We start from the raw sequence: 13900 nt of genomic DNA, 5'->3' as shown, positions 1-13900 counted from the left end.
ACATTCTTGTCATTTTTTTGGTGTGGAGATGTTCATAGAACATCTCCACACTTTGCATTCTGACGAGAATTTATACTCATCTTTGGGAAATCTAGACCAACGGAAAACAATGCAATGCCTGGATAGGCACTGAGGGAAGGTTGGCTAGTACATTCCAGTTGGGTCACTCCCCACACAACGCCACGTTTTATCACGTTCATCTCCTAACCCATCAAGAAGAATGTCTATTTGGTGATGTTTTGGGAGAACATACACAGCTCAATCCTTCGGGGCAAATTGCTGCAGACGAATGGCAACAGATAGCCGCAGCCCATCAGCGTGATATTGAGCTAGACCATTGGACAGTACTCCCCAATGGTGTACGAGCATTAATCGCCGTAATCCAAAGCGACGCAAAATCTGTATGTAGCTACAGTTTGCAGCAAAGCCAGCCAAAACCCCGTGCCCTCTCATCCTTTGTCGCTGGGTTCAAAGCTGCAGCTGCTAAGCGCATCAATCTTGTCAGAGGCGTACCAGGAGCTCCTGTATGGCAGCGGGGTTACCAGGAGCAACGGATTGATGACCCTACAACCCTCGAACGGATCCGGCAACTACTAACCAGCCAGGCCCAAGCGGCAGGACTTGTTATCGACAACCGACAGCCGCATAACGCTAATCAATTAAGCCACCCGGTGGAGTAATCTCAACACGCCCTTGCGTTAAATCAACCACCGGCACTATTGCTTCTACAAACGGAATCAGCACTGTTCGCGCTTTTATTTGTCCGTTATCTTTGGTAGCCTCCTCTGGCTGATCTGACGCTAAAGCGACCTCCAGCAAATCGTTACCGGCTCGATACACATCAATTACCGACCCAATTTGCTCTCCAGTCTCCTGCAAGATCACGGCTAGTCCCATCAGATCGCCCACATGGAATTCCCCCGGTTCAAGGGGCAAACGATCGTCAGCGGGTATCAACAGCTGTGCATCACGCAGTACCTCTGCTTGATTGCGATAATTGATACCAGCCAGTTTGAGAATATACAGGCCTTTACCCTCTTGAAACCGCCCCTTCACCAGCTTGATGGGTTCTGGGTTAGCGGCTCCTGGCTTGAGCAACCAACGCTCGCCCGGCTGTTCAAAGCGTTCTGGAAAATCACTGTCGGGATAGACCCGAACTTCGCCATTCAAGCCATGGGCACCAACAATACGGCCAATGGTGAGCCAGTCGATTGGGGGTTGAGAGTTGTTAGGCATGGGTTGTCGACTGCCCGTAAATGTCCTCAGTTAGCTGGGCCAAACGACGAATTGCGATCGCAATTCGCTCTGCGGTATCCGTCAGGCTAATCCTAAAGCACTGGTGTTTATGGGTCCAATCGTCACGCAGACCAGGGAAAAATGGACTACCGGGGACAATAATCACCCCGTAACGTTTCAAGGCTTGATAAAACGCCTGATCATCTGTGGGGAGATCCTGAAGCCACAGCCAGGCAAATATGGAACCTTCTGCCTGGTGTAGGTACCAGGGAACATCTGGCATCGTCTCGTCTAAAGTAGCTTCAATGACTGAAAATTTCTGCTGATAGTGGGGACGAATCACAGTCTTAGCAATGTCAGCTAAAGCCCCTGAGGCAATGGCACGGGCAGCAATCGCCTGACCATAGCGAGAGGAATGAATACAGAGATTGGTCTGAAAAGATTCCAGCACTCGAATGGTCGCTGCATCACCCATGGCAATGCCTACACGCTCACCGGGTAATCCGGCTTTTGAAAGGCTGATGCAGTGAACTACGTTAGGCGTCAATATCGGCGTCATCTCAGTAAAATTGAGGGCCGGGAACGGGGGAGCATAGGCTGAGTCAATAAAGACGGGGACATTGGCCGCCAGACTGGCAATGCGTTGCACCTCTTCGTCGGTGAGAACATTGCCTGTGGGATTACAAGGTCGAGAAAACAGCACAAACCCGGTCTGTTCAGTTACCGTCAGCTGGCTGAAGTCGGGGCGATATTTGAACCGATGGGCGGCAGCATCCACCTCCAGGGTGGGTCGATACGCTCGCACAGCCTCGGGATAAAGCGAAACACCACCATACCCGGTATAGTCAGGGCTTAAGGGTAAAAGAATTTCCTTGAGTTTGCCCTCAGAGGTGTAGCCACCCAAGGCATTGGCAGCCAGAAAGTACAGCGACTGACTGCCAGGGGTAATCAGGATATTCTCGGCGGTGAGGCTCAGGTTATAGCGTTGATTAAAATCAGTTGCGATCGCATCAATCAATGGTTCATAGCCTCGGCTAGACCCATAGCGACACACCACCTCGCCGTAGTCTGAACTGGCCAATAAATCAGTGGTGCAGTCGCGCCACAGCTGCTCAACCTCAGGCAAAATTACCGGATTGCCTGCACTTAGGTTAATAAAGTCTGCAGACTGTCCCGACTGAAGGGTTTCGATGATATCTTTCATGATTGCCCGCACCCCTGTGAGGTGGGACATTTGTTGACCAAACTGGGTAAGTGCTGGAGCCATGAACTATTGCCTTATGAGGCTAAATTAATCGCTACAATCGTTGCCCCGTCATAGGCAGGGCACACAATTAAAAGACAGATTTACGACTGGTTTACTATACCGCAGCAAGTCTCAGCTATTTTTCTGCCCACATTAGGTACTGATCCGTGCCTCTGTTATTTACCTCTCCTTCACCCATGAATCTTCGTCGCTCCCTCAGTGCAAAGCTTCCTCCTCCACTCAAACCCTTAACCCAGTTCATTTATAACTATTGGTGGAGCTGGACCTCTGAGCGTGGGTCCCTATTTCGGGTGCTGGCCCCTGACCTTTGGCAAGACTGTCAGCACAATCCTGTAGCGCTTATGCAGGCGATTACTCCAGAACGTCTGTGGCAGCTTGCAGAAGATCCAAACTACCTCAAACGATTACAAACCCTAGCCGCTGAGTTTCAAACCTACCTCCATAGAGACCATACCTGGGCTCAAGAAGTAGCCCCTAGTATTACCTCTGATAACCCAGTTGCCTATTTCTGCATCGAGTACGGTATTCATGAATCTCTACCGCTGTACTGTGGCGGTTTGGGCGTGTTAGCTGGCGATCACCTCAAATCAGCCTCGGATTTAGGGCTACCGATGGTGGGTGTGGGCCTGTTATACCACCAGGGCTATTTCTCCCAGCGCCTTAATCGCAGTGGCTGGCAAGAAAGTCATTACAGGAGTAATGACTTTGAAAATCTGCCGCTGATTCCGGTATGCAATGAGCATGGGCAACGGCTCAAAATTCGGGTCATCATTGGCCAGCGCATGGTTAAAGCTCAAGTATGGCAGGTGCAAGTTGGTCGTAGTCTGCTGTACTTGTTGGATACAGACATTATTGAAAACGATAGTGAAGACCGACACATCACGGCCCAACTCTACAGTGGTGACCCGGATAAGCAATTGGCCCAGGAAATGCTTTTGGGTATCGGCGGTGTACGTATGCTGCAGGCGTTGGGCATTGAGCCTGCCATCTATCACCTGAATGATGTGCATGCAGCCTTCGCTTTACTGGAATTGGCCAGGTTTGAACTCGAACAAATGGGCGGCACCCTAGATGATGTCAAATCCTATGTGTGCGATCGCACCCTCTTTACAACACATACACCAGTGCCCACAGGCCAGGCATTTTCCGTGGGGATGATGGAGAACTATTTTGCCGATTATTGGCCCAGATTGGGACTAGAGCGTGAAGAATTCTTGGCCTTAGGACATCAAGCCTCAAGTCCTGACGTGTTTAGCATGACGGCTTTAGCACTACAGCTGACCCGGACGGCTAATGCGGTGAGCAAGCGCCACGGTGAGGTATCTCGACAGCTCTGGCAAAACCTCTACGCCGAGCGCTCAGACAAAAAAGCCCCCATTGGTCATGTCACTAACGGCATCCATGCCCGCAGCTGGATTGCCCCACTTTTAGAAGACCTGTATCAAGACTATTTAGGCAAACACTGGGCCGAGCGCATCAGCGATCCAGAAACTTGGAGCAAAATTGAACATATTCCCGACGAACGTCTATGGCAGCGGCACCAAATTCTTAAAGCACGGCTAATTGCCTACACGCGAGACCGGGTGCTTAAGGCCAGGCGCGATCGCAAAGAATGCTCCGATGACATCAATGCAGTAGAGCGTCTGCTGGACCCTAAAATCCTCACCCTCGGCTTTGCCCGACGATTTAGCGACTATAAACGCAGTGACCTGATTTTTCGCGACCTCAGTCGGCTCACCCGAATTTTCTCTAATCAGAAGCGACCGGTACAGCTAATCATCGCCGGTAAAGCTCGGCCCAACGATACCGCTGGCAAGCGCATCATCCAGCGAGTCATGGAATGGAGTCGTCACCCAGACCTGCGAGACCGCATTGCCTTTATCGAAGACTATGACATGTATACGGCCAAGCTTATGGTCCAGGGCATTGATCTTTGGCTAAATACGCCCCGTCGCCCCCTGGAGGCCTCTGGCACCAGCGGTCAGAAAGTAGCCCTCAATGGCGGCATTAATTTCAGTGTGTTGGATGGTTGGTGGTGTGAAGGCTACAAGCTCCACCTCAACGGCTGGACAATTGGTGAAGATGCGGAAACAAGAGATCAGGACGTTCAAGATACGATAGATGCAGAATCATTTTATTCCCAGCTCGAACGGGAGATTGTGCGTCTTTATTATGATTGCGATCGCAACCACGTTCCTCGCGCCTGGGTAAAACGAATGAAAGCCTCGATCCGTACCATTGCACCTATTTTCAATAGCGATCGCATGGTGTCTGACTACGTCAACCAGCTCTATATTTCATGAGTCCCCCCTGGCAACTCGACTTTTACCGACGCCCCTTAAAAAACACAGACAATCAGCCCCTATGGGAGTTACTTGTGTGTACTCCAAACATGGATTTCAGCTATGGGGAAACCTGCCCGCAGCCTGAAGCCGATGCCATGTGGCTACGTCATCAGATTAAGCAGGCCATCCACCGAGCAGGCTATCGCCCCAAGGTGCTACAGGTCTTTCGGCCCCAGACCCAAACCCTAACGGAAGTAGCCTGTCGAGAATTGGATATCCCGGTAGGGACCCAACGGAGGCTACCTACCTTAAAACAATGGCTGCGGCAACGTAACGCCTGGTATTCAAATCTCAAAACCTACACGGGAGAAGCCTATTCGCCATTTGCCATTGAGCGATCGACACCAATTCCTCTGCCAGATAATCTGTGGGGTGAAACGTGGCGGTTTGCGGGTCTATCCAACGCCGATCTGCTGCGGTTTCAATACGAAGCGATACCGGTGCGTTCCATCCCCAAAGAGCTACTACCTTTGGAAATTGGCCTATCTAGCACGGTCCTCATTCCGGGTGTAGTGATTGATGGTGGTCAGCGCTCCATGGCGTTGACTCAGTGGTTAGATTCGACGCAACCTGCATTTTTGCAGTATATAGCGGGTCAGCCGGATGGACTGATCTTGGAAGCGGGACTTTGCGATCGCTTCGTCCTCACCACCTTTGAAGACAGCGATGTACGCGGTGCAGCCAATGCCTTTGAACAACGCAAAGTAACGTCCAAAGGCTTACATTTTCTGCTAATCCGCCCCGATGATTCAGGCATGACCTATAGCGGTTTGTGGTTATTACAAGAATCGCCGGATACACAGGTCGGTTAATCCCCTAGCCATACCATGGTGCCTCTCAGAGGATCTTGGGTGTAGAGACGTTCCATAGTTAGTCTCTACACCCAAGACTAACTATCCCTACACATGGAAAAATATTTTTTGGATCAACCAAAATATCCCCTGGGGTAAGGGCATCCAAAGAGGCATCAGTATTAGCAACCCTAAATAAGTACGAGCGATAAAACTACTTTTTGCCTGGATTAACCCCATGACCATTAGTAGGGCACCAAACCCGATCACTGGAATCACAGCATAAGTCGTAATCACAAACACTATGAGTGTCCAATCTCGCTTTTGATACAGCCAACGGGGCACCTTTAGCAAAAAGCTAGCCGCGACTAGCCCCTCAATCAAAATCGTCCAGTAGGACAGCACTAAACTCGCAGCAGCCATACGAGGTGTTGTGGCTAGCTCTTGCGGATTTAACACAGCCGCTGACGCCTGCATGGTTTCAAAAATATGACGATTCTCGGCAAGGGTGGTCAGGTTCAACCCACCAAAGAGAACAGCCCCCATGGCTAAACGGCTATCCAACAAAAATGTCAGATGCAAAAAGGAACCGTCTAAATATTCACCACCGATGAATTTCCAAAGGGTGGCAAACAAGAAACATAACCCTATCAGCCAGCGAGAATTCCAGCTCAGTACCTGCTTAGGCTTTTGGCTCCAAACTGCAATGGTGCACACCAGCACCCAGTAAGTGTAGAGATATTCGTGGTTGACTAAAGTAGACCAGTGCCAAAGGTTATTAAATACAAGGCATGCGCTCATGCCTAGCCATACCCAGGGCCGACGCACCAAGCTTGGATTGAGCAACATAGCTGCCGCTAAAAGCTTTTCTGGCAACATGGTCCACAGCCAGTGATCAATGCCATGCAGCAGCAGCAGCAGCGTTGTCAGCCGCAGTACGAGCAAATAAGTTGGCGGTTCTAGCAGATTATCTAGCCATTGATTCCATTGTTTGACCCAGGTCATAGCTCAACCTCAACCGGATCAGCAATCGGCTCATAGACAATGGTCTTACCGTCATACACCAAGCGCCACGCCTGTAGCTGAATTTTAGTATTGCAACCCTGCTCACGATTTTCCCCATAAAGTTCAGCAATAGGATTCTGAGAATCTATTGAAAGCAGACGCTGGCCCACGCGGCTTAACTGTTGGAGTGTTGGAAAGGTGCTGACATGAATATAGGTTTCAGCCTTCAAAAATTTAGGCGATGCAGCCACCAGCTCAGGCAACATGATTTCTTGCTGCTGCTGGCAATCAATTAGACGGGTTTTAATGACACGACGCTCGTCACGGTCAATGGAGGCAAACATACCAAAACCACCCCCATGCCACGGACTCAGACCAAGCGTTTGCACCAGTATGATTTGCCTGAGCGCAACCCCAGTTAACAGTAGGGGAATGGCCCCTATTTTGAGAAAGTTCAGCAGCGACTGCTTAAGAATCATCAAACGTTCGCTTTTATCGATACATCCAGTTCAACCCACCTACTGTAGCAGCGATAATTGCCGCTATGTAAAACACGTTGGTGTCTGCGGCGGCCCACACTGGACCAAAAATGAACGGGGAGACAAACTGACCAAGAGAGGCACAACCCGTACCAATGGCTAGCAATCCTGAACGTTGGGCATCAGGGGATAGATCGGCTAACGCACTGTAGAAATTTGGCATTACCAAGCCAAACCCTAAACCAAAGAGCAACCCGGCCAGTAGCATTAACGGCGGAGAGAGCACATTAGGGATAGTCGCCAACGAAATGGCCATCAGGAAAAAGCCAGATGCGATCGCACCACCAGCTCCCAACCGTTTTGAAACCTTAGCTGCACCTACCGCTGCAATCACCGCCGCACCTACTGAACGAGCAGATAACACAAAGCCGTTTAACAAGGAAGATGCGTCGATCGTCTCCTTGAGATAGAGCGGTGCATATACAACTACTACATAAAAAATGGCTGAGGCTGTCGCCAGAGCTAGCAAAAGCAGCAACACACTACTCTGCTGAAGAGTTTTGCCAATCTCCCCAGTTTGAGGCATACCAGACGCACGGCGACCTCCTTTAGTCAACACCAACAAACCCGCCAGAGCCACTGGTACCCCTAAGCCATAAAGAGCAAAAGCCCAGCGCCAATGGTATAACCCCAGCCAGCCACCCAAAATTGGGAAAATAACCGTAGCCGTAGCTAAGGCACTGGTAGCGTAGCCCATCATGCGTGTACGAGCTTCGCCATCATAAAGATTACTCAAAATACCAATACTGCCTGCCCCAATGCCACCGCTAGCAATGCCCACTAGCGCCCGCGACAGCAAAACCCCCCAAAAACCTTGGGCCAATGCACCCAGGCTACCAACAATCGCATACCCCAGCAGGCAAGATATCAAAATACGCACACTGCCTAAGCGACTTGCCAATAGACCAAATACAAGACTAGCCAGAGCCGTAGTCAGCGTATGGGTGCTCACTAACACTCCAGCCCAACGACTACTCAGCTCAAACTGAGCCACAATTTCTGGAAAAACGGGTGCAACGATGGCTCCAGCCGCACTCGACAAACAGCCTGCCATCATCAGAACAGCCAACACCTGCCAAGACTGGCGTCGTGGCGATGAGGGGGGTGGTAATTTATCAAGCCGTTCTAGCTCAGGGGGAACCGGTTTCTGATAGACAGTGGTCATAGGGGGGAACACAGTAACACTTGCAGGAAACGCACCTCCACGGGCCAGTCGTTCGCGACAAGTTAATAGATGTTAACATTACCCATAACTGGTTATTAAGGTTAGGTATAAGCAAAAACTTATACCTAACCTTAATAATGCTGTTACGTGCATATCTCTACTTTGATTTGAGGTGGCTGTCCATGTTGTAGCCGACGGCTCAAATATTTTTATTGGACTTCATTGCCAGTTATCGAAGCGTCACTAAATCGCATCGGTAGGATGTTGACTACCGTCATACTGCAATCACAATGAAATCCGATTTGAGTCGATAATCTGAGTTTACTAGGGCTTTACTCAGCAAAAATCAAGTTAGGTCTCGTACAGTGGAAAGACTTTAATGATGATAATTTTTTAACCTGTAATTCTAGCTTTAGAAGATGGAAGCATCTACTGTTCTCAAAGGTCAACCCATATATCGCCGCGCACGTGCTGTTGGTATCAACCCTAACTATTGGTATCCAGTTTTTTGGGCTGATCAGCTCAAGCCCGAGGAAGTAGTATCTGTCCGAGTTTGGGAATCTTCTTTGGCGCTCTATCGTGATGCCAATGGAGACGTTAACGCGCTAGCGGATGCCTGTCCCCACAAAGGAGTAGAACTGCATCAAGGAGAGGTTCACGGCAACAATCTGGTCTGTCCCTACCATGGTTGGGAGTTTGATCAAGAGGGTCAGTGTGTTAGCATCCCTTACTACCCAAAGGAACAAAAGTTACCCTGTGCCCAAGCCCGTCGCTACCCTACTCGCGAAGCCTATGGCATTGTTTGGGTTTTTCCAGGAGATGCTGAATTAGCTGAACACCAACCTTTACCAGAAGTACCTCAATATAATCAGCCAGGCTGGTTTATGGTGCGTATTCCTGGACATTTTCAGGCCCATTTTTCCATTTGTAATGAAAATACAATGGACGTCTTCCATGGGTTTTTACACAAAGATCTGCAGGGCTGGTATGACCCCAAGCTGCTCAATTTAAAGCAAGATGACAACAGCGTATCAGCCGATTACCAAGTCTCTTATAAGGGCTTTCTGAGTAAGCTTCTGGGATTGGGCACTAAAGGCAATGACAGTACCACCCGCACCGTCTCTATCCGTTATCAATACCCCCACTATGCAACCGCCTTAGAGTCAGTTTCCTCGCTTTATCTGATGCGGTTGCCCATCGGCCCCACCGAAACAAAATCCTTTTCTCTAATGTTCCTAAAGCTGCCACTACCCCAATGGTTACTGACGGGTCCCGTAGCCAGAATGCTCGAAAAAGTGATTTTGAACAGTATTTTTCTTAAGTTTCTACATCAAGACGTAGAAATGATGGAAAGTGAACAACGTAATTACTCCATCGACCCGCATCGCAACTACGTCGAAGTTAATCCAGCAATTATTGCTCTACAAAGAGTCATAGTCAGTCAATATGAGCATTTAGAAGTTTCGCATTCATCTTCTTTAGAAGCAGCCAAAGAGTCTTCTATCCCACCATCTCAGGAGGTTAGTAACGGTATGCTTGTGTGATTCGCCCGCTTGGGGATACCCAAGCCTCCGTTGCCAAGGCCTGTTGTACCTATAGGTTCATCGGCTTTCTAGGCTCAGACCTTGGTTGATTGATATGCTCAATGTAGGTGATGAGGAGTAAATTGTGGAAGTCGTTAATGACTACGTGCAGCGTTTACATGCAAGCGGGTTATACCCTGACAAGTTTATTTGCCACCATAAAAATGGCAATCAGATTGATGTAGAAGAACAGGGAACTGGTAAACGGCATCAGGTTCTGACGTTTTGTACCAACGACGTGTTAGGTATGGCGCAAGATGATGCTGTCACACAGGCTGCTATCGACTCCATTCGTCGTTATGGCACCTCAAACAGCTCTTGTTCAGTCCTAAGTGGTCGCATTGACTTACATCGTCAGCTAGAGGAGGAAATTTCTGCTTTCAAGCATTTGCCCCATACTCAGTTGTTTCTTAATGCATGGATGGCCTTACAGGCATTAATGGATGGTTTTTGCCATCTAGCAGTACCTGTTCAAGGGTTCCAGCATACCCGTGAGACGATTATCTTTAGCGACGTGCTGAACCACGGTTGCATTATTGCAGCCGTGGTTAATGCCGATAATCGCTCAGGTAAGATGTTCGGCCATAGTCCCAAGGTGCGGGTCAAAGCCTATCGTCACTGTGACATGGACGATCTAGAGCGTAAGATGCGCCGCTATGTGCGTCCTGATGACCGGGTGATTGTAATTTCTGACGCGGTCTTTTCCATGGATGGTGATGTGGTACCGCTGCCCCGCATGTTAGACATCATGGAAGACTACCCCGGCAGCGTTGTGGTCATGGATGAAGCCCATGCCAGTGGTGCCATTGGTGGAAAAGGTGAAGGCATTTACGACCACTTTGGAATTACTCCCCAGTCTGTGATTGACCGTGGCATTGTACCCATCATCATGACGACTTTTTCAAAGTTTGCAGGCTCCGCAGGTGCCGCCATTAGTGCCTCAAACCGAGAGCTCATTGACCTTTTGGATGTGTCCCCCACCTCCATCGGTACTATTTCTCTTCCCCCACCAGTCACCGCAGCAGCATTAGAGAGTATCCGCCAGGTACGCAGTCAGCCAGAACGCGTGGCTAAGTTGCAGTCTAATACTCGTTATCTGCGCTCTAAGCTGATTGCTGCTGGTTTTGACGCCATCGGTGAGACTAACGTTGTCCCCGTATTGCTTCCCCCTGACCTAGATCCCAAATCCTTTGCTCGCGCCCTCATGGAAGAACACGGCATTTGGGTTTCGGCCATCTGGTTTATTGCTAAGCCTCGCTTACGGATTACGGCCAATGCGCTTCATACCCAAGCCGAAATGGATCGGCTAATAGAAGCCATGGTTGCTGTCCGTCAGAAGCTTGGCGGTGCGGTTGCTCAGTACGCTTAGGTAAAAAGGCAATAGGGAGTAGGGCATAGGTAATGGGGGAATAAACTCAATTTTATTCCTCAAGATGTGGCTTTATTTTGGTTTCATCTCCTACTCTCTACTCCCCAGTTCCGACTTTCCCAGCTATGCGTAATTTTTCCATCAAGACGGTCACTACCGCCAAAGACAAAGCTGACTTTCTCGCGGTCCCATCTTACGTATACCGCAATGACCCTCATTGGGTTGCCCCCATCGAGTCGAGTACGGCTAAACAGTTTTCAGAGGAGAATTCATTTTTTCAATACGGCAAGCTCCAGCAGTTTGTTGCTTACCACAATGAACAGCCTATAGGTCGAGTGGTTGCGGCTGTTAATGATCGCCTGATTGAACGTGAAGGTAAATCGGTTGGGCTCATGGGCTTTTTTGAATGCGTTGACAATCACAACATCGGTCAGGCAATGCTAGATGAGGCTACCAACTGGCTCAAACAGCAGGGCATGACTGTAGCTCGCGGTCCCATTGATCTATCGACCCATAATAACTGTTGTTTTTTGGCAGATGGGTTTGATTCGGACCCGATGCTGATGATGCCCTATAACCCTCAGTATTATCTGGACATCATGGAGGCTAACGGCTGGCACAAGGCTAAGGATGTCTACGCCTATGATTTACCGCTGGATCAACCTTTACCCGACAGCTTTGAACGGGGTTATAAGATCGCGCAGAAAGCTGGCATTAAGTTTCGCACCATCCATACTAAAGGCAAAACATTTGAGCAAGACTGTCGTCAAATTTACGAGCTGTTCACCACAGCATTTGCCCATAACTGGAGTTCTAGTGCCCGCACTGAAGAGGAGTTTATGGTGGAGGCGCGGGAGCTGCAGACTCTGGTGGATACAGATATTTTCGTGATTGCAGAAGACCCGAAAAAAGACTCCGACAACAAAATGGTTGGCTTTTTTATGGCTCTGCCGGATTACAACATTGCCCTTAAGCATGTGAAGGGCAAGCTTAATATTTTTGGTATTCTCAAATTTCTTTGGTTTCGTCGCAAGATTGACCAAGCAAGGGTTTTGGCTATTTGTACGCTACCGGAATACAGTCGCAACATGGTGGCGTTGGCAGTGGTGTATTTAGGCATGAAGGGGGGCACAGAGAAAAATCCCCCCTATAAGCGTTCCGAATTGTCTTGGGTCTATGAGGACAACATGCGATCGCGAAACATCATTGAAAGCACCGGAGCCACCATCTACAAAACCTATCGAATTTACGAAAAGGTATTAGCCTGATCACGGTGAAATGCCTCGATAGATACTAATTTATTAGCATCAGAATCCCACAAAATAAACTGAGCGCAGTCCAACATTTCGCTCATCTTAATTGTCTTTGAATCTAAAAGAAGATGATTATTTTTCTGATGGCATGCCTTCAGATTGTAATTAGGAATTCTTTCAGAAAGATGATGGATATTGTGATAGCTAATATCAGCCGTAAACCACTTTAAAATAGTGGGCAATTCTAAATAACTACTGCCTTCAATAGCCCCCGTTAAATAGTCCCAGCCTTCCGTTTTGTGGGCATAGGCTCCATCAAAATTGTGCTGAACAAAAAAGACATTGATAAAAATTGCCGCTGAGAGCGTCAGTACAGCGGAGTAAATTCCCAAGAAAAATCCTGTCCCTAGCCAACGACAAAGTAAAAACCAGCTACTAACCACAAAAATATTGTTGAGCAAGATATCCCAAAACTCAGCAGCTGTAGACCAATGCTTCGGTTGATGGGAAGAAAGTATAGCCGACCAGCTCGTTTTAGGCGTAGACCTTAAGCAACTAAAGCCATGACAAATAAAATCATAAATACCCAAAACGAAAATTATTCTGGGTTTAAAGGCTAGATAGAAAAAGCCACCAGGAAATGCCATCAATGGATGTCTAAGCATCCTATATAAATTTTGCTCTGATGGAGTCAGCTGAGCATACTCTTTAGTCGATAAGAAATCGCCAATGCCTCGATATCGCTCCCAATCACCATTGGTTTTGTGGTGATACGCATGGTCTCGCGACCACCAATATTGGGGCATCGCATTAACAAGACCAAAAATAAAGCCAACGACTCGATTGACTTTTTTAGACCGAAAAAGTGAGTAATGTCCACAATCATGCATTAAAGAAAAGCAGCGCAATGAGAAAAGTACTAAAAGAATGATGATTGGAGGTATGAGCCAAATATAGATTTTGGCAACTTTTACGGCTAAAACCCATAGAAGAATGTATGGAATCAGCGTGTTTAAGACCTGATATGTAGCACGCCAATTATTGCTCTGCATATAGGGAGTCAGAACAAAGTCAGACTTTTCAATTGTTGTTTTCATTCAATGGGATACTCTAAAAGCATCCTGCTTTAGGTAAATATGTAAAGTAGAAAAGCAATCTTTTATTCAGCGTTTTTTTGGTTTTAGGTAAACCAAAACTACTCATTTGAATAAATGAAATTAGTGATGATGGCTGAGTTATTAGTTCAACGTTGTCTTAGCTGTCTCATCTTAGCTGCTTTATTAATGCAGCTGTGTCGGTTGTACAATCCATAAAAACGACGAGATTTCCGTTACGATAACAGCTTAA

At 48.2% G+C, this 13900-nt stretch carries 12 protein-coding genes; 6 read left to right on the top strand and 6 right to left on the bottom strand.

Annotation, left to right across the window (positions count from 1 at the left end):
* Positions 1-140 precede the first annotated feature (140 nt).
* Positions 141-680 (top strand): hypothetical protein, encoded by a 540-nt coding sequence (locus SPB21_RS29420; protein WP_163664806.1) that lies wholly within the window; start codon positions 141-143, stop codon positions 678-680.
* Here the strand turns inward: SPB21_RS29420 and rimM are convergent.
* Positions 652-1236, bottom strand: coding sequence for a ribosome maturation factor RimM (gene rimM, locus SPB21_RS29415; protein ID WP_499868503.1), 585 nt, complete (start codon positions 1234-1236; stop codon positions 652-654). The two genes, SPB21_RS29420 and rimM, sit on opposite strands and share 29 nt — an antisense overlap.
* A complete protein-coding gene (locus SPB21_RS29410) occupies positions 1229-2503 on the bottom strand; it encodes a valine--pyruvate transaminase (protein ID WP_490794221.1) in 1275 nt (424 codons plus the stop codon). The genes rimM and SPB21_RS29410 overlap by 8 nt, the downstream gene beginning before the upstream one ends.
* A gap of 176 nt (positions 2504-2679) precedes the next feature.
* Here SPB21_RS29410 and glgP point away from each other — a divergent pair, with 176 nt between their 5' ends.
* Both glgP and SPB21_RS29400 read left to right on the top strand, forming a co-directional pair.
* Entirely contained in the window at positions 2680-4806 is a 2127-nt protein-coding gene (gene glgP / locus SPB21_RS29405; protein ID WP_163664800.1) for an alpha-glucan family phosphorylase, read from the top strand.
* On the top strand, positions 4803-5660 hold the full coding sequence (locus SPB21_RS29400) for a Tab2/Atab2 family RNA-binding protein (RefSeq protein WP_163664798.1): 858 nt from the start codon (positions 4803-4805) through the stop codon (positions 5658-5660). Before glgP ends, SPB21_RS29400 begins: the two co-directional genes overlap by 4 nt.
* Positions 5661-5747: 87 nt before the next feature.
* On the opposite strand, the gene SPB21_RS29395 is transcribed toward SPB21_RS29400, so the two are convergent.
* The 3 genes from SPB21_RS29395 to SPB21_RS29385 are packed head-to-tail and all read right to left on the bottom strand — an operon-like array spanning position 5748 to position 8348.
* Complete coding sequence (locus SPB21_RS29395) at positions 5748-6644, bottom strand: hypothetical protein (protein WP_499868501.1); 897 nt, start codon at positions 6642-6644, stop codon at positions 5748-5750.
* Positions 6641-7123, bottom strand: coding sequence for a hypothetical protein (locus SPB21_RS29390; protein ID WP_499868499.1), 483 nt, complete (start codon positions 7121-7123; stop codon positions 6641-6643). The genes SPB21_RS29395 and SPB21_RS29390 overlap by 4 nt, the downstream gene beginning before the upstream one ends.
* Before the next feature lie 13 nt (positions 7124-7136).
* Positions 7137-8348 carry an MFS transporter gene (locus tag SPB21_RS29385; RefSeq protein ID WP_163664792.1) on the bottom strand — a complete coding sequence of 404 codons (1212 nt, stop codon included), beginning with the start codon at positions 8346-8348 and terminating at the stop codon, positions 7137-7139.
* 419 nt (positions 8349-8767) lie between these two features.
* Here SPB21_RS29385 and SPB21_RS29380 point away from each other — a divergent pair, with 419 nt between their 5' ends.
* The 3 genes from SPB21_RS29380 (at position 8768) to SPB21_RS29370 (ending at position 12568) form a co-directional block, all read left to right on the top strand.
* Complete coding sequence (locus SPB21_RS29380; RefSeq protein WP_499868497.1) at positions 8768-9892, top strand: aromatic ring-hydroxylating dioxygenase subunit alpha; 1125 nt, start codon at positions 8768-8770, stop codon at positions 9890-9892.
* Between the two features lie 124 nt (positions 9893-10016).
* Entirely contained in the window at positions 10017-11300 is a 1284-nt protein-coding gene (locus SPB21_RS29375) for an aminotransferase class I/II-fold pyridoxal phosphate-dependent enzyme (RefSeq protein ID WP_163664788.1), read from the top strand.
* A 125-nt stretch (positions 11301-11425) separates the two neighbouring features.
* The gene (locus tag SPB21_RS29370; protein ID WP_499868495.1) at positions 11426-12568 is read left to right on the top strand and encodes a hypothetical protein; all 1143 of its coding nucleotides are present in this window, start codon (positions 11426-11428) and stop codon (positions 12566-12568) included.
* On the opposite strand, the gene SPB21_RS29365 is transcribed toward SPB21_RS29370, so the two are convergent.
* Positions 12547-13650: a fatty acid desaturase gene (locus SPB21_RS29365; RefSeq protein ID WP_163695770.1), complete on the bottom strand. Its 1104-nt coding sequence runs from the start codon at positions 13648-13650 to the stop codon at positions 12547-12549. The two genes, SPB21_RS29370 and SPB21_RS29365, sit on opposite strands and share 22 nt — an antisense overlap.
* Between the last annotated feature and the right edge of the window lie 250 nt (positions 13651-13900).

Source organism: Leptothoe sp. ISB3NOV94-8A (genome assembly GCF_043421595.1).
Classification (GTDB): Bacteria; Cyanobacteriota; Cyanobacteriia; order Phormidesmidales; family Phormidesmidaceae; genus Leptothoe; species Leptothoe turfae.
Note: the sequence above shows the minus strand (reverse complement) of the source record. Positions and strands in the feature narration are given on the sequence as shown.